Below are 26889 nucleotides of genomic sequence, written 5' to 3' on the forward strand. Positions count from 1 at the left end.
CGGCAGACCCCTCGCCCGCACCCGCGTTTCACCCTTCGCAGCACTCCGCCCCGCTGGATGAGATCCAGCGGGGCGGAATTAACCAACAGCGTCCGATGCCGGGGCGGGCCTCCGTCGGTTGTCCGCCATTCACATCTCGGCGGCGTGCTTCTCACCCTTCGCCGTCAGTTCGACATCCAGCTCGTCGCTGCGGCGGGTCACGCTGACCAGCTTCTCCTTCGAGAGCTTCTCGATGACCTCATCGGGGATCTGCGCCTCGCCGGTCGAGGAGTCCTTCAGCTCCACCACGAAGGCACGACCCTCTCCGCTTGTGACGACGAGCTGGTCCCCCTGCTCCGCCCAGCCCACGGTCGCGTGAGAGCGGGCGGCCTGTGCATCCCGGAGCGCCGCAAGCAGAACCTTCTCCACCTCGGTCAGGACGACGGGCTTTGCCGGACGGCCTTCCTTGCGGTCCCAGCGCTGCCCGAAGGCCTCTACCTGCTCCTTCAGGTAGACCCGTCCGGACTTCAGGGTGGCGACCGCAGGGGGAAAGTCGTCGCGCGTGGTGAGCTGTCCAGCGCGGCCCCGGGTAACGCCGAAGATTTCGGCGATCTCGCCGACGCCGGCGAGTGCCGGGACGTCCTTCTCGGCGTTGCGGCGGTCCAGTTCTGCTTCGGTGACGGCCTCGACGCCAACAACGGGAGCGGTGATGCCGAGGTCCTTCAGGGCAGCGGAGACGGTTTTCAGGCCGGTGTCGACGGCCTGCCGGGCGGTGGATGCTTCTACGAAGATGCGCACGGACAGGTTGCCGTTGGGAGCGGTACCGACGGCGGGATGGGCGGTGGCAAGCCGGTCGTGCAGGTCGTCGTAGAGGTCGTCCGGAGCATCGCAGCAGCCGAGCTCGACGTAGATGCTCCATGCCTGGGCCATGATCGTCTCCAGTTCTCGGTGGGGGGCGGTTGGCGGGCCCGCCCGGTCTCCCGGGCGGGCCCCGTGGTCTACGGGGTGTATCCGTGCCGCTTGAGGGCGGCGATGCAGTTCTTCAGGCTGCGTGGGTCAGACGGGGTGCCCGGCAGTGTGGTGACTCGAACGCTGCCCTTCTTCACCAGCCAATGGCCACCCTTGGTCCGGGTGACCTCGAAGCCCTGGGCCTCCAGCTTCTTGATGAGCTGCCGGACGTCCTTGCTGTTCATCCAACTTACCCCAATTCCCTAAACACCGTCTAGGGTTAATCTGCCGTAAACCCTAAACGTTGTCAAGGGTTTTTCGGTCGAAGGCTCGGCCGCTCGGGGCATCTGGGGAGCAGGGGAGGGGCATGGTCGAGGGCGGGCGGAGTGGGCAAGGGTGTCCACTGGGTGGGGTGGCTGGGGGGGTGGCCGCACTCCGACCAGGGGCAGGAGTGGAGGCCACTGGCAGTGGATGGAGCCCACCGGGTGGATGGGCCGCGCCTCTGTCGCGTCCTCGCGTACGTCCACGTGGTGGCCACCCGGTGGGCTCGGCGCTCCCCCACCCACCCATCCACCCATCGCGATGGACGCCATCGAAGGTTCGGGCTGCCGCCATCGCCGCCGCGGCGCTCGGCGCGTGCCGGGGATATGAGGCCCTGCGGCCACGATGCTCATCCGCAGGTTGGTCCGAGCAGGTCGGCCCACGGCTCGGCTGGCGTCGGTACAGCGCCCCAACCGCATCGGTTCCTGGACGGTGAGCGGCCGCCAGGTTTCCCCTTGACCTGGGCCGAGGTCAAGGGGAAACGGCAAGGCCCGGCGGGTGGTCAAGGGGTGATACGGAGGCCGGTCAAGGGGTGGGGAGCCTGCGCAGTGCAGGTGGGCAAGGGCGGCCGGAGGGCGCCGTCAGCAGACGCTTGTTGGGGGCCGTCTCGGTGTGTGGCACGCTCCGCTTCACCTTCCACCGACACTTCGGGCCGCCTTCCGCTTTGGCCTCTCGCGACCGGGCGGAGTCCACTGCGTGGGTGGGCCGTGGCTGATCTGCTGGGTGTCGCCCACTGGGGTTGGCTGGCCGGTGGACGACACCCGATGGCGCGGCCGGCACTCCATCGGGTGGGCACCAAGGTGCACGCGGGACCCCGGATGGAGTCCACCCTCCACTCTGTGGGTGGACTCCGGCGCCGGTTGCCCACTCCGGTCCACTGGATTGGATGGAGTACATCGAGTGGATGGGCCGGATCCATCGCGGCTGCTCGGGTCCATCCGCACTCAGGCCTCGTGCTGCGCCGTCCACCCACACTTCGGTCCATTGCGATGGACGCCACCGTGAGGTCGTGCTGAGGCCCCGGACCCCCATCATCCCTGCACGGTTTTCCGCCCGCCCCGGTGCTCGCCGGGGAGGAAGCCTGTCCGCACTGTCGTTCGTCCGCTGATCGGCTGGCCCGTGTCGAATCGGCTGCCGCTGGCGTCGGTGCTGCGCCCCAGCCGCATCGGTTCCTGGACGTGAGCGGCCGCCGGGTTTCCCCTTGACCTGGGCCGAGGTCAAGGGGAAACGGCAGGGCCCCGGCTGGTGGTCAAGGGGTGGAAGGGAAGCCGGTCAAGGGGTGGGGCGACCCGCGCGAGGCAGGTGGTCAAGGGGGGGCGAGAGGGCAGAGGGGCTCCCGACAGAGGGTGCCGTCGGCGGACGCCCTGGACGGATGCTCCCGCTCTCCACGATCCCGTCTGTGCTTCGGGCATTCGTCGTCTCCCGCCTTGTCCGCCGGGTCCCATCGGCGGGTGCTACCGGTGCGAGGGGATCGGGGGCATCGAGTGGAGTCCACTGAGTGGAGGGACCGGGCCGGCCGGGGCATCGGGTGTCGTCCACCGGGAGGGAGTGGCCGATGAGCGACAGCCGATGGCGGGGGCCGGGCCTCACTCCACTCCACTGAGTGGGTTCCACCGCGCACACAGTGGAGCCCACTCAGTGCGCGGCGGCGGGAGATGGATGGCGGTTGCGCGAGTGGACCGGGATGGATGGGGCCGTCGCATCGGCCTCGGTGGCGTCCACTCATCCTGCGGCCGCGACCCTCGGCGCCACTCCACGACGGTGACTTCGAGGTGCTGCGGCACCCGGCGATGGTCGGTCAGGTTTCCCCTTGACCCGGACCGCGTGTCAAGGAGGAGCCCGGTGGGTGGGGAAGGCCGGTCAAGGGGGTCGTGGCGCTACGAGAAACCCTGGTCCGGTGCCGGGACGTCGACCATGCCCGCGGCCCCGATGTCCGGAACGGCCGACGGCGCTGCGGTGCGGTTGATGCCGAGCTCCGCTTCTTCGGCGCCTGCGGAGTGGGATGCGTTTCGGTGGAGGTGGCCCGGGGCCACCCGGGAGTGGTGAGCCTCGACGGGTGAAGTGGGCGGCTCATGATGCGGCCCGCTCCATTCGGCGGGTCCGGCATCGGACACAGAGGCCGGTGGAGCCGAGGGCCGGACGGGTGCATCCACTGCCGTCCCATCCCGCGCACACTTCGGGGTGTGCCGACGGGGACGGACCACTTGCCCGTCCACCCTCGTGCTCCTCTCGGCAGGGCTTGCACCGCGGGGCCGGCTGGGCGCGGTTCAGCACCAGGACGGCGCAGCCGCACTCCGGGCACCGGCCCCGGGGAGCCGCGAGAGCGGACGGCTGGACGGGAACGGGAGCAGGGACAGGATGGACGATGGCGGGAGTGGGCGCCTCGGGCTGAGCCGTGGCGCGGCGCCGGTCACGGCGCCGGTCACGGACGATCTCCTCGCACACTGAGCACCGGCGGCCGCTGCTCCACAGGACACCGGCTTCGCAGTCGAAGATGCCGCAGCCCCAGTGGGGCAGGCCGACACCGAGGATCCACCGGCCGGGATCGCGGATCTCGTCGGTGAAGGTGCGACAGGCCCGGGTCTCCAGGCGCTGCCGCAGCCGGGCGTCGTCGATGCCGGAGCGCAACTGGCGGCCGACTTCCCTGGCGATGCGCCGCTGCATGTAGACGCTGGTTTGCCGGAAGAGCCAGTGCACCGGCTCGAGGACGGCGTGGACCCGGGCGCTGATGGTCAGCCCGGGCCCGTCGTAGGAGCCGCTGGGGTTGGTCAAGGGGTTGGTCAAGGGGGTCTGGTGGTCATCCGCGCGCAGCGCGAGGCCGTCTTCGCTGCAGTCGTGCGGGGGTCGCGCACCGCGGTTTTCCACACCTTCACCTACCTGTACCTCGCCTACGGCGGGTGAGAAGAGTGCGCGCTCGTCATCAGGTCGGTCAGTCCTAGGTTCTTCCTTAGTCGCGAGTGATCCCGCACCAGCCGACGAACCCGATCCCTCACCAGGAGCAGAGGTGGAGGAGGGCGCGTCGCCCGTGGCGGACGGTTGTCCACAGGGCAGGTCCTGGGCGGCGGACGGGATGTCGTGAGCGATGAAGTGGTGGCGGCCGCGCACGCCGGCCCGCCGCTCCACGGTGATCCACCGCGTTGCTTCCAGCTCGTCGACGATCGCACCGGCTGCCGCGGTGGTGAGCGGCTGTCCGGCCCGCTGGCCGCTGTGGTGGTGGAGCGCCCCCGCGATTTCCGACTCGGCGAGCGGGATCCTCTGGGCCTGGGCGTAGGCGATGAGCGCGTACGCGCGCAGCTGGCGCGGGGTGAGGTCCTCGGCCGCGGCCACCGGGATCCACACGAATCGCTCGGTCGCGGACAGCGGCCGGGTACGGCGCACCGCCGAGGTGCCGCATCCGCCGGGCAGGGAACGGCGGGTCGAGGACAGCTCGACGACGCCGTCGGGCCCGGGGCGCATCAGCTGCGTCATGCCACGTTCGACAGAGGCCTTCGACAGGCCGACGTACTCCGCGATGGTCGCGGTCGCCGCCGTGCAGCCCTCGGGACGTGAGGCCAACGCGGCGATCTTCACGTACGCGGTCACCGCGACGTCGGCGTAGTGCGAGTTGGAGACGAGGCGCAGGGGCACCTTGACCCGCTGGCGGCGATGCGGGCGCGCCTGATCGCCCGCTGGCGGCGGGCTGCTCGGTACTGCTGTTGTGCGGGGCACGCTTCTCCTGGCGCACCGGCGCCGCGGGGGCGGCGACTCGTGTGCGCTGGGTCTCGACGGCGTCCGGCAGGGACGCGCGGTCTGGGGTCTGGCCAGAGGCACTCGGGCGGAAGCTGAAGGAAAGGGCCCTTCAGCTGCTACGGGTGTCGAAAAAGCCGACGGTGTGACAGTCGGGCCGAGAAAATCCCTGGCAAGCCTGTGACCTGCGCGTCAAGGGGGTGTCCGGGGTGGCGGCGGGCCCCCTTGACCAGCCCCTTGACCAAGCCCGTGAGGGGACACCGGCCAGGTGTGGGGAGCGAGGCATCGGCCTTGCTGGTCAAGGGCTGGCCACTGGACCGCGCTGGGCCACGACGGATCCCGGCGGGAGCGCTGGCCGCGAGAGTGGGAACGGAGCGTGGCGTTGGCGTCACGGACGGGCGAAAAACCATCGCGATCGGGTTGCTTCGGTGGCGTCCGAGCTGACAAAGGGCATGGGTGTACTGCAAGATGGACCCCGTTCTCCCGGGGTGCCCCGGGAAACGACAAACCCCTTCGGGGGGATTGCTGCTGGAGGCAGTGATTGCCAGACCATTCGGTCTGGCCCTCGCTCAAAACTGGGCCGCTAACCCAGGACTGAGCGGTGACGGCCGGCAGAGGAGCCGCTAACTCCGAAGCCGGTGGAGAGGGGCGAGGAGCAGCCTTTGCTAGAGGCGCCCGCCCGGAAGGTCTACGACATCCTCAACTCCCCCTTCCAGGGGGCTTTCGCATTTCTGGGCTCGATCGCGCCGGACGGCGCCCATGGCAGCATCGCGCCCGGGGCGGCGGAGCCGCTCGGAAGCTGTGCGGTGCTGGTCATGGGAGAACCGCCTTCTCGGTTCACCGGGCTCATCCTCGGCGCTGTGCGCCGGGGGCCCGAGGTGAGGCGTATTGGATCAAGCGAAAGTCACCCTATCCCCTGACGGTCGTCGCGCACACGCTCTCGGCGCGTTGTCCACTCGGCGTCGAAAAGTGCCACCAAAAGGGGCAGTTGGGGTAGAAGTCTACGAACTGGAGCTTCCCGTAAGGATGGTCGCTCGATCTGCCCGTACGACCGTCAACAGGTATGTATTCGGGCGTTCCTCGACGTATCCGACTCTGCGGACCTCCAGGACCGTCAGGCTGTGACCCCGGAGCAGCCGGTTCTCCTCGGCGGTCGCCGGCCGCGCGGACCAGCGGCTGCTGTGCCCGCTCTCCTGTCGCGCGCCGCCGGTGACGAAGGGGGCGACGGTGACGGCGTGGTCGCCACTTTCCGAATTCAGCTCGGTCGCGGTGAACAGCGTCTGCCAGGCCCAGGGGGTCCCCGTGTGGAGCAGGACGGCCTGGCGCTCGAAGAGCCGCGCGCCGGGAGGGAGCAGGAGTGCTTCCGCGGCCTGCTGGTTGGCGACTCTGGCGCCGGCGTGAAGGTCGGTATGGCCGAGGCTCTCGCTGTCAAGCGGCCAGAGGTGGCCGGCGCCGGAGACCTGCACCTCCACCTGTGGGAACGACTGCAGCACGCGGGTCCGGCGGCGGGGGGCCATCTCGACCAGCCCCTCGGCCTCCAGTAGGCGCAGCGCCTGTCCCATCGTGTTCTGGGCGACGCCGTACTTCTCCGCGAGCTCCCGCTGCCCGGGCAGCGCCTCGCCGGCGGCGAACTTTCCCGCCGTGATGTCGGCGCGCAGCGCCGCCGCGGCGCGTTCGTGCGGGTGATGGGACGTCATGCCCACATCTTGCCGCACCAGCCACAGCTGCTTCGTCACGTGATCGACCGCCCTCTCCTTGACGTGATCGGCATCGCCATGCATGATCTGACTCAACTGACGCAGTCAGTTAAGTCAGATGGGGCGTGAAAACGCAAGCGGCCCCCGGGGCTGGTCCCCCCGGAGGCCGTGAACGCGCCTCATCCACCCACCAGAGCGTCACAGGAGATGAGATCGCGTGAACACCATGATGGCAGCCCACCCGCCGGCTTCCCGCCCGAATCCGGGCTCGGCCGAGGCGAGCATCGCCCAGTTCGTCGCCTCGACCGACCCGCTCGACAGCCTCGTCGCCAGCGGCTTCCTCGATCGGCAGGACGGCCACTACGTCGCACAGGAACTGCGCACCCCGCAGCTGCGCCAGGCGATGAAGTACTCGGTCTGCCTCACCGCCGAACCGGACATCGGCCACTTCTACCAGGAGGACGGAGAGCCTGACACCGACTGGCGCCGCCGCCGTGCCCAGACCGTCCGCGACCACTGCTCTGTGTGCCCGGTGCGCGCCGCGTGCGCCGAACTCGCCCTCCGCGAGGGCGACACCGTCGGCATCCGCGGTGGGCTGACCCCCGAGAAGCTCAAGCGCCGGCTCGTCATGGAGCGCGACCGGCTCGACCAGGCCCTCGCCGAGGACCAGCACGCCGCCCAGCAGCAGCAGGCCCGCATCGCCGCGGCGCGCGAGGTTCAGCGGCTGGCCGGTCAGTACCTCGGCACCTCCGGCAAGCGCGAGAAGCGCCTGGAGAACATGGAGAACATCCGCGAGGCCGCCCGGCGCCGCGACGAGCTCGTCGCCGCCCACCGCCGTTCCGCCGGCTGGACGGTCGCCGCATGAACCCCGCCGACGACGCATACGCCCTCAACCGCGCCCTGGTCAGCGCCCTCGCCCGCCGCGACGACGTCCTCTTACTCCCCGTCTTCGTACCGGCCGGCACCGACGCGCCGCCCGTCAACCCGCTCACCGTGATGCTCCTGGTCCTGCTCGGTCAGGTCACCGCCGAGCGTGACGCCTTCAGGGCCTGGGTCACCCAGGACCCGATCCAGCCCAGTGGCGACCCGCTGCGCGCCCGGGCCGCCGATGCGGCCAGCAACCTTGCCCGGAGGGACTCCCCGTGACACCCGACCTCGCCCCCCAGGGCGCGGACCTCGCCGAGCTCCTCGGCAGCTGGCAGTTCGTCCTCGGCACGCTCGTCCTCACCCTCGGGCCGGCGATCGCCCTGCGCCGGCGCCGCCTGGCCCTGGCCGCGCTCACCGACAACGAGCGGGCCGCGGCCGCCGACCGCCGCGGGCGCCGGTTCGAGGACCTCCTCACCGTCGTCATCGCTGCGGCCGCGGCTGCCCTGTCGGCCACCGGTCTGCGCCGGGTCGGCCACCACCAGATGGGCCTGGATGCCCCCTTCGACCTCCTGCCCTTCGTCGCGCTCGACGTCGCGGCGATGGTCTGCGGCCGCCGCGCCCGCCGCCGCGCCCGCGACGGCGACGGACCGGGCCTGTCCGGCGCACTCTTCTGGACCCTGGCCGGCATCAGCGCCGTCTTCTCCGCGTCCGAAGCCGACTCCGTCCTGGGCGGCGCCGTCCGCGCGGTGTGGCCAGTTTTGGCCGCCGTGCTCTGGGAGATCGGCTCGCTCGAGGAACGCCGCGCCGCCCGCAACAAGGGCGGACGCCCGGACCGCCGCATCGCCCTGGTGCGCCTGCTCCACCCTGTCGAGGCCTTCCGCGTCGCGCTGCTCCTCGCCGCCCGCCAGGACCTGGCTCAGGAGGAAGCCACCACCGAGGTCCGCATCTCCCGGGCCGCCTACCGCTGGTACCGGCTGCGCCGCGCCCAGGACGCGGTCAAGAGGAGCGGCAGAATGACCCACTGGGTATACCGCCTCGCCGAGATGCACGCCGACGCCCGCGCCCAGGATGCCAGCGAACGAGCGGGATGCTCCGACCCCGTCATCCTGAAACGCGTCGTCGCCCGGCTGCAGCTCCGTGTGCGCCAGGCTGACATCGCCGGGATGAACCTGCGCAATCCCGCGGCGTTCGAGGGCATCCTCAACACCCTGATCGGCACCATCCCGACCATCCCATCCCAGGCAACTGAACCTCATCCTGCGCCCTCATCCCACCCCGCCGACGGCGAAGAGCCACAGGTCAAGGCCAGGATGACCGAGAGCGGTGGGTCCGAGGACGCCAGCGATGACGAGGACACCGCCTCGCCGCACCCGGACGTCGACGCCGAGCAGGATGAGACCACGGCTGCGGAGCGGAAGACCGACGAGGAGGTCATGGCCGCCTTCGTCGAGATCGTCCCGCGCAAGGATGACGGCACGTTCGCCTGGGGCATCAACAAGTGCGCCGAAGCCCTCGGCATTGGCAACCCGCGGGCCGAGAAGTTCCTGAAGACGCAGGCCGAGTGGCTGCCCAAGGCGCTGGCCGCCCATCCCGCGGCGCACGGCGCCGACGGCGAGGAACCGGACCACTTCGACCAGGCCCTCGCCCTCGCGAACGAGCCGCCGCAATCGGCCGCCGGCCGCCAAGACCTCCAGCCCGACCCGGCGCCGGCTGGCCAGCAGCCGCTCCTCGACGAGCTCTTCCACCTCGACCCGACCGTGGGCGACCACTTCGAGCAGCACGACAGCGGCCTCCTCGTCCCCGCCGCCGGCAGCCGACCCTGACGCCCCGCTCCGCCGGGCGCTCAGGAGGGCTGCCCGCGAGCACGACCGTGAGGACCACACATGTCCGCCACCAGCTTCGACCAGCACGTCAACGAGGCCCTCGCCCTCCTCGCACCGGCCCGCCGGCCCGTCACCGCTACCGGACCGGCCCGGTCGGCCAGCGTCCCGCAGCGCGGCCGGGCCCGCCTCGCCCTCGTGCGACGCCCCATCTCCCGAGAGGGGAGCGAGCAGTGAGCACGACCCCTTCCACCCGCGGCCGGAGAAACCGGACGCACTCCAACACCTCTCAGGGCGAACCGCCCCAGACCGCGGAGACGGAAAGCGGTGTCCCGGACGACGAGACGCAGCTGCGCCGCCTCTTGTCCCGCATCGGTGTCCGACCCCTCGGTCACGCCGAGCAGCCCGTCGACGAGGAGCCGGCCGCGGCCCGCCCCGAGCAGGAACTGACGTCCGCCGGTTCCACCCGTCGGATCTCGATGTCGCCCGGCGGCCGGCTGCCCGTGCCCGGGCAGACCATCGACCTCACGGACATCCCCGAGCAGCAGGCCCCGGCCGACGAGCCGATGCCCGTAGAGGGCCAGGACGCCACGGCTGAGCCGGCCGGGCCCGCAGAGGCGCAGCCCGCGGGTGAGCAGGCGAAGAGGGTGTGGCCACCTCGTGTTCCCTGGCGCCGGCACAAGGACGACGACCAGGCCGACGGCGCGGCCGCCTCGGACGCGGACGAAGACCTCCCGGAGCCGGACGGCGACGAGCCCGACTGGTTCCGAGTACAGAAGACCGCCGCTCTGCAGGCACCAGACCCGGACACCTACGAGGTGCATCACCACTACTACGGCACAGGCCAGGAGCCGCCGGCACGCGCAGGGGAGGGGACCGGCCCCGGCCGCAACCGCAGCTCTCTCACCGCCTGGTGGGCGTTGCTCACCCCGTTGCAGCGGTTCATCCTCCACAACGGAGCGGCCGCGACCGTCGGCGCCTGCAGCTGGGGTTTGTTCACCGCCCAGTGGAGCACCGGCCTGCCCCAGTGGACGCTCGCCGTCATGCACGACGCTGCCGCCAGCAGCAACGAGCCCACCACCCCGTTCATCGTCGGCGGCGGCGTGATCCTGATCGCCGCGGTTGCTGGCGGCGCCATCACCGCCTTCGTGGAGAAGTGGCTGTACCGGCTGCCATCGTTCTGCGCCGCCGTCCGCTTCCTCACCCACATTCCGGTCGCCTCCGCCGGCATTGCCGTCCTGCTGTTCCTGCCCTCCACCTTTGAAGGACACCCGTGACCACCCCGCTCGCCGCCGCGGCTGGAACCAGCGCCCTCGGCCCGATGTCCGCCACCGCCGTCAGCATCATCCTGATCGTCACCCTCATCTACGGCATCTGGGGCAAGGGGAAGAAGAAGCTGGCCCGAGGCCCCGCCCAGGCCATCGGCTTCTTCGCCGAGCTCGCCTTCCTGCGCGCCGACAACTGGCCCCACGACCTCGGCATCGCTGTCCAGGACATCCCGCGCCAGATCGCCGCGAACCCCGACCTGGGATCCATCGGCATGACTGCCGTGGTGATCATCCTGCTCGTGCTGTCCGCCTTCGCCCCCATCGTGCCGTTCACCGGTGCCCTGTGGGGAATGCTCACCGCGGCCGCCATGGCCGCCGCGCAGGGCTCCATCTGGCGGGCGGTCATCTCCGTCGCCACCGCCGCACTGTCCCTGGTGGGTGCATGACCAGGAAGCCGGACAAGACGAGCACCACCAAGCAGGAACGGCGGAAGATCAGGCTGGAGCACATCCCGTTCGTGCGCGAGGTCCCGGTCCTGGTAAGCGCCACCATGGTCGCGCTGCGCTACGTCGGCGCCTGGCTGCGCGCCGGCGACCAGGAACGCGGCGGGTTCCTCGTCCGCCTCACCGCACTCGGCCTCGCCGGCTACGTCGCCCTGCACTTCAGCGAGAAGCACCCCGGGCTCTGGTACGTCTACAGCGCCACCGGGCTCGTCGTCGTCACGACCGTCGCCGTCCGCACCGGCCTGTCAGCCGGCCGCACAGTAGAGGACCTGGAAGCTGCACATGCCCCTTCCGAGGAGGAGCCGCAGGGGAGCGACAGCGTAAACGATCATGAAATGGCGGGGGAGCGAGGCCCTGAAACGACCCCCCAGGCCACTTCGGCCGAAGCCGACGCCGCCTTCGCAGTGTTCATCGAGCACAGCGTCGCCTTCGCCGTCCGCCAAGGCCGCAAGGGCGTCCACACCGACACCCTGCTCAAGCGGATCCACCAGGAGCACATGCTGGCCGACTGGACGGAGCCCATGCTCAGGCAGAAGTGCAAGTCCCTTGGCATCCCCGTCCGGACCCAGATGGGCATCCAGGGGAGGAACTACTTCGGTGTGCATGTCGAGAACCTCGAGCAGGCCCTCGGCAGGCCCCTGAGGATCCCCGCCCAGCTCGTCCCCGACCTCACCCCGAACGCCCCCGCCACGCCCCCTGCCGAGCCTCCCGCTCCGGCCCCCGAAGTGGCCTTCCTCAAGGCTCCTGCAGAGGCCGACTGAACCATCCGCCCGGGAGCTCCCTCGGCCGCCGGCCAGAGGGGGCTCCCGGGCGTCCACAAATGTCCTCCGGCCGGCTGCCACTCCCCTCCCCCACAGGGGCTCCACCAGCCATCTATCGGTCACATCTACGACCGCCTGACCTGCGGATCTACCCCAGCGCTAGATGCATCTACCACCCCCATCTACCGTGCCCTATCAGCCTGTTCCCGTCCCGTAGAGCGCGGCCGCCCGGTACCGTCGAACCACACCCGCAAGACCAGTGGAGGGGGCCCGCGATGGCATGGCGGTACGAGTGCGGCCCGTGCGGGGTCACGACAGGATGGCTGCCGAAGGATCAGGCCTCCGCCAAGCGGGACGAACATCGGAACACCGCCCACCCCGGCATGACCCCAACGGCCGAGGTGTTCGAGTCCAACGCCAAGTCGATCGCTAAGGACCCGGCCGCCCTGCGCATGTGGGCGGCCATCGCCGTCGTCTGCCTGCTCGCCTGGATCATCCAGACCATGCACTGACCGATCGTCCAGCCGCGCTCCCAGGGCCAGGGCTGCTCCAACCAACACCGCGCAGCGCGAGCTGGCCTATCCCTCAACTCGATGTTGCGTATTGGAATTTCAATATGTACTGTGGTGATCGCGGAGAAAGTTCCGCCTCTGTGTCACACGCCGCTCGCGCACAACACCTGTAGCAGACGAGCGCACCCACACACCTCCTGGAGCCCAACGTGCCCACGCCCCGCACCCTGATGATCGGAACCGCCCTCGCGAGCACCGCCCTCATCATCACCGGCTGCACCAACAGTCCCATCAAGCACGGCGAGGTCATCGACAAGCGCGGCTACGCCGGTTCCTGGATTGACCAGTACGAGGACGTCTACCGCGACAACTGCACGACCATCCGTACCAGCTCCTTCACCACATCCCTCGCCGCCCGCCCGGGCGGAACCAGCGGCGGCAAGAGCTCGGGCCACAGCACCGGCAAGGGCAACACCAACGGCGGCTCCCAGCCGGGCAAGGCCGTCACGTCCGGCGGAACGTCCGGCACCGCCAAGCCCGACTCCTCCGGCTCGGACTCGGCCACAGGCGGCACGAAGCCCACCCAGCGGTGCGAGCGCCAGTACGTCGGCCGCAAGAAGACCGGCCAGCGCTGGCACCCGGGCACCTGGGAACTGAAGCTCCGCGACGGTGACCGCACTGGCTGGATCAAGGTCTCCAAGGACACCTACGACCGCACCGACCTCCACGACCGAATCTGACCGACCACCCGACGGAGACCCCACGCCCCCACTTCAGCCAGGCGACCCCTCTGATCCCCCCGGAGCCCTGGTGAACCCGCCCGCACGACTTCCCCTTCTCCCCGGCGACCCGCTGCCACGCGACCAGTTACCCACCCCCAGCACCACCCGCCCCCGCCTACCTCGATGCGGGGCCACCACCCGGTGGCCCCGCATCATCCAATGGGAGACACCAGATGCCCCTCGTTCTTGGGACCGTCCTCGGAGCCACCGCCACCTTGCTCGCTCTCGCCCTCGGCCGGCGCCTGACCCGGCGACCGCACTGTCCTTGGTGCGCGCCACAGCCTCGGCCTGGCCTATCGCCCAGCACGCCCCCCTGCACCGCCTCGGCCACATCCACGCCGGCGCGAGCGCCTCCGCGACATCGCACACGGCCGCCCGGTCCCAAAACCGAACCCCTGGGGCTACGCACACCTCCTCGACGAAGAACGGCGCTAGCCGGAGCGCAGGGCCGGCTTCCACCCGCCACCACGCCTCTTCACCGTCCTCGACCAAGGCCGCGTCTCTGCACTGCCCAACGCCCCCGCCGGAGCCGCGCACCGTGTCCTCAACGCTGTAGCGCCGGAGGACATCCACCATCACCGCCTGCCCGACACCATCGTGCCCCCGCCTTCAACACCCCGCTCACCTCCCACCCGTCACCCTGAAGGGAACCCCCATGCCCGTCGGCCTCCACCCCGAACACGCTGTAAGGGCGTACCGCGACGAACGCCCGTCCATCACCCGGCTGATCCTCGAAGCACGTTGGGCGCACTATCGCCTTACCGACGCTCTCGACCACGCCCCCGACAGCAACGCCGTCCCCGCCCTGCGCCGCTTCAAGCTCCTGCACACCGGCGCGCTCGTCGACATCCTCGCCCTGCGCACCCGAGACCCCGACCTTTACGAAGCCGCCCGCGACCACGGCGACCTCCTCCGCGAGGTCGACGGCCTAGCCCTCAACGACCACCCCCACAACGGCCTCAACCACCTACGAGCCCAATACGCCCGACTCCACCACCACACCCACGGCGACGCATGCCGAGCGCCCCAAGCCACTGACGACTCTCTGCCGCCCCAGCGCACGTTCCGCCGATCCGGCCCCCGGCTGGTTCGCCAAATGCTCGACACCTACGCCTGGGCCAACCTCGGCCGCACTCCCCGATTCCCCGCCGTCGACGTGGCCAGCGAACAGCGGCTACACATCATGACCCGCGGACTCCTCCTCGACTGGGCCGCCACCGCGGCACCGACCGACAACGCCACAGCGGCGGCCGCCGCCAACGCCGGCCACGCCCTGCGGGCCTTCGACCGCCGATCCACGCTGAGCGACCCCCGCGCCCGCGCCTACCTCCTCGACGCCTTCCGCGACTTCGACGACCAGGACGAAGACGTCGACCCACACCCCCACGACTGCGCAGGGGGCTGCGCTGGCACCGGCGAAGTCCTCACCGTGCTCACCTGGGAGCACCACGGCGGCGGCATCTACACCGCCGTCCACCAGGAGCCGATCCTCTGCTACGGCGCCCCCACCACCCATGCCCTCGACTGCGCTACCTGCGAGGGAAACGGCTTCACCTACACGCCCGGCTACCGCGAACTCTGCCTAGACGGTCGCATGCCCGCCTCCGAGCCGGCCACGAGCAGCGTAGTGCCACAGGACGCGTGAACCCGCTGCACCCGAGCGGCGCAGGGCCGGCAGACACCGAGGTGCCTGCCGGCCCTGCGCGGCCGCCAGCCGCCCGGGACTGCACCCTTGGGACTGTGATTTCTCCCCCCTCGCGCGAGGGGGGAGAAATCTCCCCCCTCGCGGTACTGAGAAATCTCCCTCCCCGCGCGAGGGAGATTTCTCCCCCCTGAAAGAGCCAGCTTCGGGGGGTTATTTTCTCTCCCCCTAAGAAGAGGGGAGAAATCACCCCCCCCATGACAGACCGGTCCTGACTCTGCACACACGGCCCGACACCAGGTTGCCCTACAAGTTGCCCTACAAGTTGCCTTTCAAGTTGCCTTTCAAGTCGCCCTGCAAGTTGCCCTACAAGTTGCCCCCACACGGCACCCTCAACGCGGAAACTTGCACTTCAGCGGCACAGTCAAGGGGTCCTGAACGCGCCGACTACTTCTCTACGAGACCCCCAAGGGCACTGAGGACACTAGCGAAGAGCCACAGACGAACGACAGGAGGGAGGAAGCCGGCGGGAAGCGAGGAGCAAGCGACAGGGATGGGAGAGCAGCAGAACAAGAGGAAAGAGGGCAGTGAGCAGCGAGAGCAGTTAGACGACAACAGCAAGCGAGACGAAGAACCCAGAAGCGCAAGAGGTGAGGAGATAGAGGACAGCCGCAGGGGACAACGACCACACGAGAGACAGACAGAACACGAGACCGGAGACGGACAGAGGAACGGGAAACGCGAAGGACCACGAGCCACAGGAGCCAGGAGGCCGAGACGGGGTCCGAGGTTCGAGTGGGCCGGGGAGCTGAGCCGTCGTAGATCGGCGCGGAACGCAAGCGACCCCGCCCAGCGAAACGCTGAGCGGGGCGCGCGCAAAGGAGGTGGGGGAGGGGCGCGCGTCAGGAGGGGCGGGGGTCGGGCAGAGGGGCCTACCGGTCCGCGCGGATCATCCGCAGAGCGGCAACCCGTGCGCTACAGGTGACGCGATCCGCCGCGCGGGCCCGGACCGCCCGCGCTCGCAGGAACGCGGCGGCGGCCTCGGCGTCGCCGTCAGCCGCGCGGGCCAGCAGGTCGGTGAGCTTGTCGGTGGCCATGGGGTGTCCTCTCCATCTGCAAGGGATCTGTAGCGGTCAGGGGCCGCCCGTGTCTGTCGCCTGCACTGCCCGGAGCCCGTGGGCGTGCGGGAGCGACACGGGCGGCCTGTGGGAGCCGATTCCCGGTGGGAAGCGACCCCCTATCGGCAGCTGTGTCCCGGGGGAGCGACAGCGCCGAAGTCCGGCATGGCGCGCACAGCGTCCATAGAGACCTGGAACGCGAACCAGGTAAGGCCAAGGGCGATGCCCCCGAGCAAGGCACCTAGAACGATTCCGGTCCTGCGTCCGATCTTCCGGTTCATCAGTGCTCCCAGGTAGGCGGGTTGGTGGGGCGGGGCCGGTGGTGGGGTGCGGGCGGCCCTTGGGGATAGGGCCGCCCGCACCGGGCGGGGACGAGTCAGAGAGGAATTCGGGGGGACTGCGCGTTCAGCCGCGCCATGAGGCAGTCGGGGCAGAGGTCGGACCCCTCCGTCTCGTTGCTGCACTCCTCGCCCCACCCGGGGCACGTCGGCTTCGGCCCCAGATGGCGAATCTTGAAGCTCAAGGCTTCAAGTTCCGTCTCTGCCTCATCAGTGAGCGCCTCACCCGCTATCTCACTCAGCGCTCCAAGCGCTTCATCGAGGAGTTCGAGTTCTCGGGTGGTAAAGGAGGGGCGAGTCATCGGGGGCTCCTTGCGTGTACCGCGCGGCTGTGTGGTGTTGGGTGCCCGGCCCCCGGGCTGGTGGAGGGGGTGTGGGGGCCGGGGGCCGGGCGTGTGGGGCCCGGCGGCCCTGGGGTGGGGGGTTGGGGCCGCCGGGCGGTTGGTGGGGGCTCAGGCGGCCTTGTAGCGGTTCAGCTTCTCGACCAGCGCGGCGCGCTGGATCATGAGCGCCTGGACCCTGCCGTCGAGCTTGCCGATCTCGGCCTCGACGGCCTCCGCGCGCTTGCCGTTGAGGAAGTTCTCGTACGCGGCCTCGCGCGCCTCGGTGTCCTTGTCGGCCTGGTAGACCTTGACCAGACCGGTCACCAGGTCCCGGACCTTCTCGAACGTCTCCTGGCTCGCGCTCTCGGCCGGGGAGTTGGTCGGGAACGCCGCCCCGAGCATCCGCTTGCGGAACTTCAGCAGCGCCGCGCCCTCGCCGTCGGTCTCGGCGGTCAGGTCCGCCGGGTTGACCAGGTGGGAGCCGACGACGTACGGCAGATCGCCGTCACCGAGCATCGGGAGGTCGGTCCGGCCGTGCCGGTCCTCCGGGCTGCCCTTGCCGAACTGGACGTTCAGCAGACCCTTGACGGCCGGGAACAGCTCCCAGTTCGGGTGGACCACGACCGAGCCGATCGGGAACACGCCGTCCTGGAAGACCTGGGACAGGTCGTAGACGGCCTCGCCGTTCTCGCCGGCCTCGACGGTGTAGGCGTAGGTGTTACCGGCCGGGGTGGTGAACGTCTGGGTGCCGGACATGAAGATCCCCTCCAACAGGGTTCAGGTGGTGTGGTTCTCGGCCGGTTCTTCGTTCCCCCGACCTCGTGATAACTACAGTACACATCGAAACGCGAATACGCAACACCCGGAACGGGATCACCCCCACACGCTCAACCAAACCCGCCCCCAACTAGAAACCTCACCCCGCCACCCCACCTCTCGGCGGTCACCCCCGCCCCCACCCGGACCCCCCGCCACCGCCTCACCCCGACCCCTCCGAAGCCACCCGCCCCGCCTCACGCAACCCCGGATCTAACACCCGCCACGAACCCCCCGAACGCGAATCTAACGCCCCCGGAAAGGCTCCCCGCACTGACCGGCGAATCTAACGCCCCGCCCGCGTGCCGACGCTTGGAACGGCCCCGGATCTAACGCCCCGGATGCTCCGGATCTAACACCCCGCCAATTCCCGGAAGGCGAATCTAACGCCACCCCCGCACGCGCCCCGGATCGCCGCATGCGGCCCCGTGACGGCCGCACCCCGGGATCCCCTTCCCTGACTGCCATGACCCCTGTAAGCTGCGGCTAGAGCCCGTACAGAGGGCGGCCCGGCCCCCGCCGGAGCAGCCCCGGCCCGGGGGAGCGGAAGCCCCGTCAAGTTCCGCTGCACAGCTTGAATTTCAAGGGCTCCAGCCCTTAGAATGATCAGGCAGCACGGGAAATCAGGAACACCCGCAGAGAAACACCCGCCGGGAAACCTGAAAACCCGTCGAGAAACCACAGAAAAGGCCCGTCAGGACCACGAGGGAACCCCCTCCCACCTAGCCAGCCATTCTCTGACCCCAACCCCCGGAAAGAGGAACCGAATTCGAGGCCGAACCACCCGCCGGCCTCCGGCCCGCCCCGCGGGCCGGCTCCTCGGCCGGCGATCCCGGAGAGATGGTCTTCCTGGTCACGACCCAGGTCATGGAGCTGTGGTTCGCGGTCATCGTCCACGAGTGGGAGACCGCGGCGCACGCCCTGCGGGAGGACCGCGTGGGCGTGGCGATCGACGCCCTGAAGCGTTCCGTACGGGAACTGGAGGCCCTGAACGCCTCCTGGACGCCGCTCGGCCAGCTCACGCCGGCCCAGTTCAACTCGTACCGAAGCGCCCTCGGCGAGGGCTCCGGCTTCCAGTCGGCGATGTACCGCCGTATGGAGTTCCTGCTCGGTGAGAAGTCCGCGTCCATGCTGGTCCCGCACCGCGGTGCACCACGCGTCCACGCGGAACTGGAGAAGGCGCTGCACGAGCCGAGCCTGTACGACGAGGTGCTGCGGTTCCTCGCCCGGCGCGGCTGCGCGATCCCCGAGGCCGTGCTGAAGCGCGACGTCTCGCGGCGGTACGAGCCCTCGGAGGCGGTCGAGGCCGCCTGGACCGCGATCTACTCCGGCGACCAGAACGCCGAACTCACCCGCCTGGGCGAGGCGTTGACCGACGTCGCCGAACTGGTGTGGCGATGGCGCAACGACCACCTGGTCGCCACCCGGCGCGCGATGGGCGCCAAGGCCGGTACGGGCGGTTCGGCCGGGGTCGCCTGGCTGGAGAAGCGGGCGCAGAAGAATGTGTTCCCGGAGCTGTGGACGGCGAGGTCCCATGTCTGAGCGGACGGAGCGCGCCGCCAATGTCGAACACGCCGCCACCATCGAACACGCCGCCAAGGTCGAACTCGTCACGAAGGCCGAACTGGCCATGCAGGCCGAGAAACTCGACCAAGCCGACGAACTCGCCGCCAAGCGCGCGGAGTTCGTGCTCGACGAGGTCGTCTACCTCGACGGCAACTCGCTCGGCGCCCTGCCCGCGAACGTGCCGGGGCGGGTCGAGGACGTCGTACGGCGGCAGTGGGGCCGGCTGCGCATCCGGTCCTGGGACGAGAGCGGCTGGTGGACCGCGCCCGAGCGGATCGGCGACCGGATCGCCCCGCTCGTCGGGGCGGCGCCGGGCCGGATCGTGGTGGGCGACTCGACAAGTGTCAACGTCTTCAAGGCACTTGTGGCCGCGGTGCGGATGGCCGACCCTGACCGGGACGAGATCCTCGTCGACGCGACGACCTTCCCCACGGACGGGTACATCGCCGAGTCGGCGGCGCGGATGACCGGTCGTACGCTGCGGCCGGTGGCGCCCGGAGAGGTGCCGGGTGCGCTGAGCGGCCGTACCGCCGCCGTCCTGCTCAACCACGTCGACTACCGCACCGGCCGGCTGCACGACCTGCCGTCCCTCACCGCCGCCGTGCACGCGGCGGGCGCGGTGGCCGTCTGGGACCTGTGCCACAGCGCGGGCGCGTTGCCGGTGGGGCTGGACGAGCACGGCGTCGACCTGGCGGTCGGCTGCACGTACAAGTACCTGAACGGCGGCCCGGGTTCCCCGGCGTACCTGTACGTGCGTGGCGATCTGCAGGACTGCTTCGACTCGCCGCTGCCCGGCTGGAACTCCCACGCCGACCCCTTCGGCATGCGAGGCGACTTCGAACCGGCGGCGGGCGCGCTGCGCGGGCGGGTCGGCACGCCGGACATCCTGTCCATGCTCGCCCTGGAGGCCGCGCTGGACGTCTGGGACGGCGTGTCGATCGAGGCGGTGCGGGCCAAGTCCCTGGCGTTGACGGACTTCTTCCTGGAGTGCGTGGGGGCGTACGTGGGGGAGGGGCGGGTGGAGTCGCTGACCCCGGTGGCCCACGCCGAACGCGGCAGCCAGGTGGCCCTGCGCTGCGAGAACGCCGGTGACGTCATGAAGCGGCTCATCGAGCGAGGGGTCGTGGGCGACTTCCGGCATCCCGATGTGCTGCGGTTCGGCTTCACGCCGCTGTACGTCGGGTTCGCGGACGTGGAACGGGCGGCGCGGCTGCTGGGGGACGTGCTGCGCTAACCGACGTACACCCCCGCCACGGCAGCCGCGTGCGCGGCCCGCGCGGCGCGCTCCGCGGCGGGGGCGTCGGGGATCACCCCGGTCGTCAGCAACTGGTGGTAGAGGGGCGCCGACACCGCCCGTACGACCGCCTCGGCGTCCGTCCCGGCGGGCAACTCCCCCCTGGCGACGCCCTGTTCCACGCACGGCGCCCACTGCGCGACCCGCACCTCGTAGAAGCGTCGCAGCGCCCGCGCCGTACGTTCGTCGCACGTCGCCGCGGCGATGACGGCGCGGAACAGGGCGCCCTGCCGTGGATCCGCCAGCGTCCGCTGCACCAGCGCGGCGTTGGCCCGCAGATCGCCGAGCACGGACCCGGTCTCCTCGCGCGGCAGGGACTGCTCGGCCATGTCGGCGAGCAGGTCGGCCACCAGCCCGGTCACCGAGCCCCACCGCCGGTACACGGTCGTCTTGCCCACGTCCGCGCGCCGGGCGACGTCCGCGAGGTCGAGGCTGTCGAGCCCCCGCTCCGCGAGCACGTCCCCGGCCGCCCGCAGCACGGCCGCACGGACACGCGCGGTACGCCCTCCGGGACGTACGGTGCCGGGTTCGGCGGACATATCGGCCTCCTTGGTGCACGCGCGTACGCGCTGCCAGCATAACGGAACAGCAGAACCGTTTAACCCTCACCGAGCGTGACATCCCCGTGTCCGCCCACGTCACCGGCCTGGTACCGTCCCCGCCAACGGCCGAACTCCCACCTGGTCCGCCCCACCGTTTCCGTCCAATTACGTTTCGTCACTGAGAGGTTGGAGCATGCCGGACGACGTCGCAGCAGCCCGGACCGCCGCCGAGGAGAAGTCGGCCTTCTCGCACCCGCCCGTCGACCCCGATGCCATCGCCTCGTACGGTGACCACCCCGATCAGGTGATCGACTTCTACGCGCCGCGCGGCGAGTCCGGCCCGGGCGGCCCGGCCCCCCTGGTCGTCCTGCTGCACGGCGGGGCGTGGCGTGCCACGTACGACCGTCGGCATGTCACGCCGTTCGCGGACTTCCTGGCGCGACGGGGGTTCGCCGTGGCCAACGTGGAGTATCGGCGGGGGGCGGGTGAGGGCGTCTCGGGTTCGGGTGGGGGCGCGGGGCCGGTCGCCGGGCGCTGGCCGGAGACCTTCGACGATGTCGCCGCCGCGCTGGACGCGTTGCCCGCGCTCGTACGGGAGACGCTGCCGCAGGCCGATCCGCGCCGGATCGTGCTCGCCGGTCATTCGGCCGGCGGCCACCTGGCCCTGTGGGCGGCGGCCCGCCATGTCCTGCCCGCCGACGCCCCCTGGCGTACCGCCCGCCCCGCGCCCCTGCGCGGTGTGGTCGCCCTCGCCCCGATCGCCGACTTCTCGGTCGCCGACAAGCTGGAGGTCTGCCAGGGCGCCGCACGCCAACTCCTCGGAGGGGCCGACAAGTTCGTCGAGCGTCAGCCGTACGCCGACCCCGCGCTCCTGCTCCCGACCGGCATCGCGACGACGCTCGTCCAGGGCCGCACGGACACCGTCGTCCCGCAGGCGGTCGCCGAGTCGTACGCGGACGCGGCGGCGAAGGCGGGGGAGGTCGTCGGGCTGACGTTGCTGGAGGACGTCGGGCACTTCGCGCTGATCGATCCGGCGGCGGACGCGTGTGCGGTGGTGGCGGAGGAGCTGGGGCAGTTGGCGTGGTGAGGGGGCTCGTGTGCGGGGAGTGAGCTGCCTCCTGCCTCTCGCCCCTGGTCGCCCCTGGTCGCCCCTTTCATACCCGTAGTACTTCAGAGCTACGGCGCAGGTGAGCTCCCTGGCGGGACGCGGATGACGAGTCCGGGTCCGTAACTTCCCCTGCAGGCAAGCCCGATGGCCGGGCGGGCTGGGAGGGATGACGACCATGGGGCGCACGACGGGGGTCGGCGAGGCAGGCGCGTCGGGGGGCAGGGCGCATGAGCCGGGTGAGCCGGGTGAGCCGGGTGAGCCGGGTAGGCCAGGTGAGCCGGGTAGGCCGGGTGAGCCCGGCAGGTCGGGTGAGCCGGGTAGGCCAGATGAGCCGGGCGAGCCCGGTGAGCCGAACAGGACGCACCGCACCGGCAGATGGCGCCGTGCTCTCCTCGCCGCCCTGATCACGGGTGCCGTGGTCGTTCCGCTGTCCGGTGCCGCGCGCCCCGAGATCCCCGCCCCGGCCCCGGCCGCCCTCGCACCGGTGACGGCGGCGACGCTGGACGAGACGTACGCCGCCAACCGCGCCAACGCCGCCGAGGCGTCCCGCATGGCCGCGGCGCACGGCGACCGTGAACGGGCCGCCGCCGACCGAGCGATGGCCGACCCGTCCCGCCACTTCCTCTCCTTCGACGGCCGCGGCTCCGGCCTCGCGACGGAGGTCTTCGGCGACCTGGCCGCCGCGGACCGCATCGCGGTGCTGGTCCCGGGTTCCGACACGTCCGTCGACACGTACGACCGTTTCCGCGCCGCCGCCCAGGCCCTCTACGAACGGCTGACCCGGGAGGCCCCGCGGGGCACCCGCATCGCCGTGGCCGCCTGGCTCGGCTACGAGACCCCGGCCACGGTCAGCACCACGGTCACGACGACAGGCCGAGCCGAGCAGGCGGCTCCGAAGCTGCGGGAGTTCATAAGGCAGTTGCGTGCCCTCCCGGACGACGGACCGGACGGGCGGGCCGACGGAAGGCCGCGCATATCCCTGCTCTGCCACTCCTACGGTTCGGTGGTCTGCGGCCGCGCGGCCTCCCACCTGGACGTGGACGACATCGCGCTGATCGGCAGCCCCGGCACGGGCGCGGACACCACCGCGGAACTGCACACCCCGGCCCGCGTCTGGGCGGCCCGCGGCAGTGCCGACTGGGTGGCGGGGGTCCCGCACGTCCGGCTGGACCTGCCCGGCACGACGGTCGGCTTCGGTACCGACCCGCTGTCCCCGTCCTTCGGCGCCCGGGTCTTCGCGGCGGGCGACGGCGGCCACAGCGACTACTTCAGGCCGGGCTCGACGTCCCTGGCGAACCTGACCCGCATCGTCCTGGGCGAGACCTCGGAGGTGACCCGTGGCTGAGCCCTTGTCCCATCCTTCGTCGTCTTCGTCTTCGTCTTCGTCTTCGTCTTCGTCATCGTCTTCGTCCTCTTCCTCTTCCTCTTCTTCGGCCGCCGAAGGCCGTCTGCGCGGCGCGTGGAAGGGACTACGCCGGGGCGCCGCCCGCGTGGACGCCGCCACCCCCGCCGGACGCGACCGGGCGGTCGACGCCCTGCGGGCCTTCGCCATCCTCGGCGTCGTCCTGGGCCACTGGCTGGTCACGGCCCTGGTGGCGGACGGAGGAACCGGTCTGCGCACCGCGAGCCCGCTCCACCACATGCCCTGGCTGGCCCCGGTCTCCTGGGTCTTCCAGACCCTCGCGGTGTTCTTCCTGGTGGGCGGCCATGTGGCGACCCGTGGCCACGCCTCGGCCCGAGCCCGCGGGACGACGTACGGACAGTGGCTGACGTCCCGGCTGTCCCGCCTGTTCAAGCCGGTGGCGGTCGTCCTCACCCTGTGGACGGTGACGTCGGTTCTCCTGCTCCTCTCGGGCACGGACCCCGACACGATCCGCACGCTGGTCAAACTGGCCCTGTCCCCCTTGTGGTTCCTCCTGGTCTTCGCGGCGCTGACGGCGGCGACGCCCCTTCTCCTGCGTCTCAACCCCCTTTGGCCCCTGGCCGTCGTCCTCCATGTGGACCTCCTCCGCTTCGGCCTGGGCGCCCCCGCCTGGCTCGGCTGGGTGAACGTGGCGGCGGGCTGGCTGGTGCCGTACACCCTGGGCGCGGCCTGGACCCGGGGCGAGCTGGAGCGCCGCCGCGCGGGCTGGATCCTCTTGACGGGCGGCGCGACGGTGACGGCGGCGCTGGTCGCCGGGGCGGGCTACCCGGCGTCCATGGTCGGCGTCCCCGGCGCCGGCGTCTCCAACCTCGACCCGCCGACGCTGGCCGCCGTCACCTTCGGCCTGGCCCAGTGCGGGTTGGCGCTGCTCCTGCGTGAGCCCCTGCGCCGGGCGATGCGCCGGCCCCTGGCCTGGGCGGCGGTGGCCCTGCTCAACCTCTCCGCGATGACGGTCTTCCTCTGGCACCAGACGGCCCTGATGGCCACCACCGCAACGGCCCTGACGGCAGGTCACCTCCCCGGCCTGCACACCGTCCCCGACCATCTCGGCTGGGTGGCGGCCCGTCTGGCCTGGCTCCCCCTGTTCACCGGCGCGTTGGCCCTGTGCTGGACGGCGTTCCGCCCCTACGAGCAAGGCCCGCGCCGCCCGAGAAACCGCAGCTCGCGAGTGATCCTCTCCCATGCCACACCGCAAAGCGGGGACAGGAAGGCACAGCACCGTGCCTAGGGTTGGCGACGTGAACGAAGAGGAGGAGCACCCCACCCCACCCGCCCCCGCCCCGCCTGCCCCCACCCCACCCGCCCCCACCGAACGCTCCCTCACCCACCACCTCCGCAAACCCTTCGGCACATCCTGGGTGCGCTGGCTGACCATCTTCCTCACCACCTGGATCGCCCTGGGCGTCTCCCTGGCCGGCGGCAACGACCTGAGCACCAGCTACGAACTGGCCACCACCCATGGCCTGCTCGCCGGCTTCGCCCAAGGCCTCACCCTGGTCCTGGCCCTGTGGCGACCCGGTCTGGCCTGGGCCCTGAGCCTCGCGGCGACGATCGTCACCGCCCTGGCCGTCCGCCCCCACCTGGCGGAGATCCCGTTTCCCGGCCCCAACTGGCCCTGGAGCACCCCCGCGGTCATCGCCCACGCCGCCGTCTTCCTGCTCCTCGCCCTCCGCGTCCCCACCCGCAACGCCGTCGCCGCCCTCGCCACGACGGGACTGGCGACCTTCGTCCTCCAGGCCGTCATCCGCGCCCAGAACCACTCCAGTACCGGCACCGTGGCGGTCGGCGTCTTCGCCGTGGCCGTCCTGGTCGGCACAGCCCTGCGCGGCCGCAAGGAAGCCCGCACCCAACTCGTCGCACAGGAGACCCTCACCGCGGCGGAACGAGCCCACCGCACCCTCCTTGAGGAACGCAGCCGTATCGCCCGCGAACTGCACGACGTGGTCGCCCACCACATGTCGGTCATCTCCATCCAGGCCCAGGTGGCGCCCCACCTCGTCGAGCACCCCTCCCACGAGCTGAAGGAGAACCTCGAGGGCATCCGCCAGAACGCCCTGGAAGCCCTGACCGAACTGCGCCGCGTCCTCGGAGTCCTGCGCTCGGAACACCCCGACGCCCCGGACACCCACGACATGACCGGCACCGGCACCGCCTCCGCCCCCCACGCCCCGCAACCCACCCTCGACCGGCTGGAGGCGCTCGTGGAGAACACCCGTGCCGCCGGACTCACCGTGACCGTCGAGATCACCGGCCGGCGCCGCCCGCTCCAGCCCGGCGTGGAGCTGTCTGCGTACCGGATCGTGCAGGAGGCGCTGAGCAACATCCTGCGCCACGCTCCCGGCGCCGTCGCCCGCGTCGCCGTCGCGTACGACTACGACGGGTTGACCCTGCGCATCACCAACTCACGGCCCGAGCGGCCCGCGCCGCCCTCGCAGGGCACGGGGCACGGACTGCTCGGCATGCGGGAGCGGGCCGCGATGCTCGGCGGCGCCCTGTCGGCGTACCCCTCGAAGGACGGCGGCTATGTGGTGAGCGCGTACCTTCCCGCGCACCAGCGCGCCGAGGGTCTCGGCTACGTTCCCGACCATTCCAGGCACGCCAACGACCCGACCGAGGACGGCACCGCATGACGAGCAGCCCCATCCGCGTACTCATCGCCGACGACCAGCAGATGGTCCGGCAGGGATTCACCGTGCTGCTCAACACCAAGCCCGACATCGACGTGATCGGCCAGGCGGTCGACGGCCTGGACGCGGTCGCGAAGGTCGCCGAACTCACCCCCGACGTCGTCCTGATGGACATCCGCATGCCGGAACTCGGCGGCATCGAGGCCACCCGCCGCATCACCGCCGAGACACCGCACATCAAGGTGCTGGTGCTGACGACGTTCGACCTCGACGAGTACGTGTACGAGGCGCTGCGCGCGGGCGCCTCGGGCTTTCTGCTGAAGGACGCCTCCGCCGACCAACTGGCCGAGGCGGTCCGGGTCGTGGCGGCCGGCGACGCACTGCTCGCGCCCGGCATCACCCGGCGCCTGATCGCCGAGTTCTCCCGCCTGGACGACCGGCCCCGCGCCCCGCTCAAGGAGCGCGTCGGCGATCTGACCGAACGGGAGACCGAGGTCCTCGCCCTGATCGCCCAGGGCCTGTCGAACGCGGAGATCGCCGAGCGTCTCGTCGTGGCCGAGCAGACCGTGAAGACCCACGTGGGCCGCATCCTGGTGAAGCTCGGGCTCAGGGACCGGACGCAGGCCGCGGTGTTCGCGTACGAGTCGGGGCTGGTACGGCCCGCCGGGTACTGAGCGGACCGAGCGCTGCCGGGCGCGTGCCCGCGGGGGCGGTCGCCGCTTGCTGGGTCCGGGTGCGTGCCTGCGGGGACGGTCGCAGCCCCCAGAGTTCCGGGCGCCTGCCCGCAGGGATGGCCGCGGCCCCCAGGGACCGTGCGTCCAGTGCCCGCGGGGACTGGACGCACGCCCGCGCGCCCTGCCCGGCGGGGAGGGACCGCCTCGCCTGGCACGACCTGCGGTGATACCCGT

24 protein-coding genes and 1 pseudogene are annotated in these 26889 nt (G+C 71.0%); 17 read left to right on the forward strand and 8 right to left on the reverse strand.

All coding sequences use genetic code 11. The features are described from left to right. Positions 1-129: 129 nt before the first annotated feature. The 4 genes from ABZ078_RS31870 to ABZ078_RS31885 all read right to left on the reverse strand — a co-directional run bounded on the left by ABZ078_RS31870 (position 130) and on the right by ABZ078_RS31885 (position 6671). Positions 130-909, reverse strand: a complete 780-nt coding sequence (locus ABZ078_RS31870) for a hypothetical protein (protein ID WP_356581021.1) — start codon at positions 907-909, stop codon at positions 130-132. A 68-nt stretch (positions 910-977) separates the two neighbouring features. Next, positions 978-1172 (reverse strand): hypothetical protein, encoded by a 195-nt coding sequence (locus tag ABZ078_RS31875; protein WP_356581023.1) that lies wholly within the window; start codon positions 1170-1172, stop codon positions 978-980. 2146 nt (positions 1173-3318) lie between these two features. Then, positions 3319-4956, reverse strand: coding sequence for a hypothetical protein (locus tag ABZ078_RS31880; RefSeq protein ID WP_356581025.1), 1638 nt, complete (start codon positions 4954-4956; stop codon positions 3319-3321). A 1019-nt stretch (positions 4957-5975) separates the two neighbouring features. Next, positions 5976-6671, reverse strand: a complete 696-nt coding sequence (locus tag ABZ078_RS31885; RefSeq protein ID WP_356581027.1) for a GntR family transcriptional regulator — start codon at positions 6669-6671, stop codon at positions 5976-5978. 226 nt (positions 6672-6897) lie between these two features. On the opposite strand from ABZ078_RS31885, the gene ABZ078_RS31890 reads away from it, so the two are divergent. From ABZ078_RS31890 to ABZ078_RS31935, 10 genes are all read left to right on the forward strand, one after another. Next, on the forward strand, positions 6898-7536 hold the full coding sequence (locus ABZ078_RS31890) for a WhiB family transcriptional regulator (RefSeq protein ID WP_356581122.1): 639 nt from the start codon (positions 6898-6900) through the stop codon (positions 7534-7536). Next, positions 7533-7817, forward strand: a complete 285-nt coding sequence (locus ABZ078_RS31895) for a hypothetical protein (RefSeq protein ID WP_356581029.1) — start codon at positions 7533-7535, stop codon at positions 7815-7817. Before ABZ078_RS31890 ends, ABZ078_RS31895 begins: the two co-directional genes overlap by 4 nt. Next, positions 7814-9361 carry a DUF2637 domain-containing protein gene (locus ABZ078_RS31900; protein ID WP_356581031.1) on the forward strand — a complete coding sequence of 516 codons (1548 nt, stop codon included), beginning with the start codon at positions 7814-7816 and terminating at the stop codon, positions 9359-9361. Before ABZ078_RS31895 ends, ABZ078_RS31900 begins: the two co-directional genes overlap by 4 nt. A 60-nt stretch (positions 9362-9421) precedes the next feature. Further along, on the forward strand, positions 9422-9595 hold the full coding sequence (locus ABZ078_RS31905; protein WP_356581033.1) for a hypothetical protein: 174 nt from the start codon (positions 9422-9424) through the stop codon (positions 9593-9595). Beyond that, positions 9592-10635 (forward strand): hypothetical protein, encoded by a 1044-nt coding sequence (locus ABZ078_RS31910; protein ID WP_356581035.1) that lies wholly within the window; start codon positions 9592-9594, stop codon positions 10633-10635. Before ABZ078_RS31905 ends, ABZ078_RS31910 begins: the two co-directional genes overlap by 4 nt. Continuing rightward, a complete protein-coding gene (locus tag ABZ078_RS31915) occupies positions 10632-11072 on the forward strand; it encodes a hypothetical protein (protein WP_356581037.1) in 441 nt (146 codons plus the stop codon). The genes ABZ078_RS31910 and ABZ078_RS31915 overlap by 4 nt, the downstream gene beginning before the upstream one ends. Beyond that, positions 11069-11890, forward strand: coding sequence for a hypothetical protein (locus tag ABZ078_RS31920; RefSeq protein WP_356581039.1), 822 nt, complete (start codon positions 11069-11071; stop codon positions 11888-11890). The genes ABZ078_RS31915 and ABZ078_RS31920 overlap by 4 nt, the downstream gene beginning before the upstream one ends. 275 nt (positions 11891-12165) lie before the next feature. Further along, the gene (locus ABZ078_RS31925; protein ID WP_356581041.1) at positions 12166-12402 is read left to right on the forward strand and encodes a hypothetical protein; all 237 of its coding nucleotides are present in this window, start codon (positions 12166-12168) and stop codon (positions 12400-12402) included. Positions 12403-12611: 209 nt separating this feature from the next. Next, positions 12612-13142, forward strand: a complete 531-nt coding sequence (locus ABZ078_RS31930; protein ID WP_356581043.1) for a hypothetical protein — start codon at positions 12612-12614, stop codon at positions 13140-13142. Positions 13143-13839: 697 nt separating this feature from the next. Beyond that, the gene (locus tag ABZ078_RS31935; protein WP_356581045.1) at positions 13840-14829 is read left to right on the forward strand and encodes a hypothetical protein; all 990 of its coding nucleotides are present in this window, start codon (positions 13840-13842) and stop codon (positions 14827-14829) included. Between the two features lie 929 nt (positions 14830-15758). Here ABZ078_RS31935 and ABZ078_RS31940 read toward each other — a convergent pair. The 3 genes from ABZ078_RS31940 to ABZ078_RS31950 all read right to left on the reverse strand — a co-directional run bounded on the left by ABZ078_RS31940 (position 15759) and on the right by ABZ078_RS31950 (position 17361). After that, positions 15759-15923, reverse strand: coding sequence for a hypothetical protein (locus ABZ078_RS31940; RefSeq protein ID WP_158709366.1), 165 nt, complete (start codon positions 15921-15923; stop codon positions 15759-15761). Positions 15924-16320: 397 nt separating this feature from the next. Then, on the reverse strand, positions 16321-16584 hold the full coding sequence (locus ABZ078_RS31945; protein WP_356581047.1) for a hypothetical protein: 264 nt from the start codon (positions 16582-16584) through the stop codon (positions 16321-16323). A 150-nt stretch (positions 16585-16734) separates the two neighbouring features. Continuing rightward, positions 16735-17361 (reverse strand): DUF4200 domain-containing protein, encoded by a 627-nt coding sequence (locus tag ABZ078_RS31950; protein WP_024126899.1) that lies wholly within the window; start codon positions 17359-17361, stop codon positions 16735-16737. Positions 17362-18249: 888 nt separating this feature from the next. Between ABZ078_RS31950 and ABZ078_RS31955 the strand changes: the two are divergent. Next, a pseudogene (locus ABZ078_RS31955) lies at positions 18250-18963 on the forward strand (tryptophan 2,3-dioxygenase family protein); the annotation flags it as partial. Positions 18964-19051: 88 nt separating this feature from the next. Then, the gene (gene kynU / locus ABZ078_RS31960; protein WP_356581124.1) at positions 19052-20221 is read left to right on the forward strand and encodes a kynureninase; all 1170 of its coding nucleotides are present in this window, start codon (positions 19052-19054) and stop codon (positions 20219-20221) included. Here kynU and ABZ078_RS31965 read toward each other — a convergent pair. Then, positions 20218-20820, reverse strand: coding sequence for a TetR/AcrR family transcriptional regulator (locus ABZ078_RS31965; protein WP_356581049.1), 603 nt, complete (start codon positions 20818-20820; stop codon positions 20218-20220). The two genes, kynU and ABZ078_RS31965, sit on opposite strands and share 4 nt — an antisense overlap. 196 nt (positions 20821-21016) lie before the next feature. Here ABZ078_RS31965 and ABZ078_RS31970 point away from each other — a divergent pair, with 196 nt between their 5' ends. The 5 genes from ABZ078_RS31970 (at position 21017) to ABZ078_RS31990 (ending at position 26655) form a co-directional block, all read left to right on the forward strand. Further along, complete coding sequence (locus tag ABZ078_RS31970) at positions 21017-21910, forward strand: alpha/beta hydrolase (RefSeq protein ID WP_356581051.1); 894 nt, start codon at positions 21017-21019, stop codon at positions 21908-21910. Positions 21911-22106: 196 nt separating this feature from the next. After that, positions 22107-23276 (forward strand): alpha/beta hydrolase, encoded by a 1170-nt coding sequence (locus ABZ078_RS31975; protein WP_356581053.1) that lies wholly within the window; start codon positions 22107-22109, stop codon positions 23274-23276. Between the two features lie 145 nt (positions 23277-23421). After that, on the forward strand, positions 23422-24582 hold the full coding sequence (locus ABZ078_RS31980) for an acyltransferase (RefSeq protein WP_356581055.1): 1161 nt from the start codon (positions 23422-23424) through the stop codon (positions 24580-24582). A gap of 130 nt (positions 24583-24712) precedes the next feature. After that, on the forward strand, positions 24713-25984 hold the full coding sequence (locus ABZ078_RS31985; RefSeq protein WP_356581126.1) for a histidine kinase: 1272 nt from the start codon (positions 24713-24715) through the stop codon (positions 25982-25984). After that, a complete protein-coding gene (locus ABZ078_RS31990) occupies positions 25981-26655 on the forward strand; it encodes a response regulator transcription factor (protein WP_356581057.1) in 675 nt (224 codons plus the stop codon). Before ABZ078_RS31985 ends, ABZ078_RS31990 begins: the two co-directional genes overlap by 4 nt. Positions 26656-26889: the final 234 nt, after the last annotated feature.

The organism is Streptomyces sp. NPDC006385 (assembly GCF_040612485.1).
Classification (GTDB): Bacteria; Actinomycetota; Actinomycetes; order Streptomycetales; family Streptomycetaceae; genus Streptomyces.

Excerpts from the sequence above, each read along its gene's own strand:
- ABZ078_RS31890 (WP_356581122.1), top strand. The coding sequence starts at position 6,898 with ATGATGGCAGCCCACCCGCCGGCTTCCCGCCCGAATCCGGGCTCGGCC.
- ABZ078_RS31870 (WP_356581021.1), bottom strand. The coding sequence starts at position 909 with ATGGCCCAGGCATGGAGCATCTACGTCGAGCTCGGCTGCTGCGATGCT.
- ABZ078_RS31925 (WP_356581041.1), top strand. The coding sequence starts at position 12,166 with ATGGCATGGCGGTACGAGTGCGGCCCGTGCGGGGTCACGACAGGATGG.
- ABZ078_RS31970 (WP_356581051.1), top strand. The coding sequence starts at position 21,017 with ATGCCGGACGACGTCGCAGCAGCCCGGACCGCCGCCGAGGAGAAGTCG.
- ABZ078_RS31920 (WP_356581039.1), top strand. The coding sequence starts at position 11,069 with ATGACCAGGAAGCCGGACAAGACGAGCACCACCAAGCAGGAACGGCGG.
- ABZ078_RS31895 (WP_356581029.1), top strand. The coding sequence starts at position 7,533 with ATGAACCCCGCCGACGACGCATACGCCCTCAACCGCGCCCTGGTCAGC.
- ABZ078_RS31975 (WP_356581053.1), top strand. The coding sequence starts at position 22,107 with ATGGGGCGCACGACGGGGGTCGGCGAGGCAGGCGCGTCGGGGGGCAGG.
- ABZ078_RS31905 (WP_356581033.1), top strand. The coding sequence starts at position 9,422 with ATGTCCGCCACCAGCTTCGACCAGCACGTCAACGAGGCCCTCGCCCTC.
- ABZ078_RS31990 (WP_356581057.1), top strand. The coding sequence starts at position 25,981 with ATGACGAGCAGCCCCATCCGCGTACTCATCGCCGACGACCAGCAGATG.
- kynU (WP_356581124.1), top strand. The coding sequence starts at position 19,052 with ATGCAGGCCGAGAAACTCGACCAAGCCGACGAACTCGCCGCCAAGCGC.
- ABZ078_RS31940 (WP_158709366.1), bottom strand. The coding sequence starts at position 15,923 with ATGGCCACCGACAAGCTCACCGACCTGCTGGCCCGCGCGGCTGACGGC.
- ABZ078_RS31950 (WP_024126899.1), bottom strand. The coding sequence starts at position 17,361 with ATGTCCGGCACCCAGACGTTCACCACCCCGGCCGGTAACACCTACGCC.
- ABZ078_RS31935 (WP_356581045.1), top strand. The coding sequence starts at position 13,840 with ATGCCCGTCGGCCTCCACCCCGAACACGCTGTAAGGGCGTACCGCGAC.
- ABZ078_RS31875 (WP_356581023.1), bottom strand. The coding sequence starts at position 1,172 with ATGAACAGCAAGGACGTCCGGCAGCTCATCAAGAAGCTGGAGGCCCAG.
- ABZ078_RS31965 (WP_356581049.1), bottom strand. The coding sequence starts at position 20,820 with ATGTCCGCCGAACCCGGCACCGTACGTCCCGGAGGGCGTACCGCGCGT.
- ABZ078_RS31945 (WP_356581047.1), bottom strand. The coding sequence starts at position 16,584 with ATGACTCGCCCCTCCTTTACCACCCGAGAACTCGAACTCCTCGATGAA.
- ABZ078_RS31885 (WP_356581027.1), bottom strand. The coding sequence starts at position 6,671 with ATGACGTCCCATCACCCGCACGAACGCGCCGCGGCGGCGCTGCGCGCC.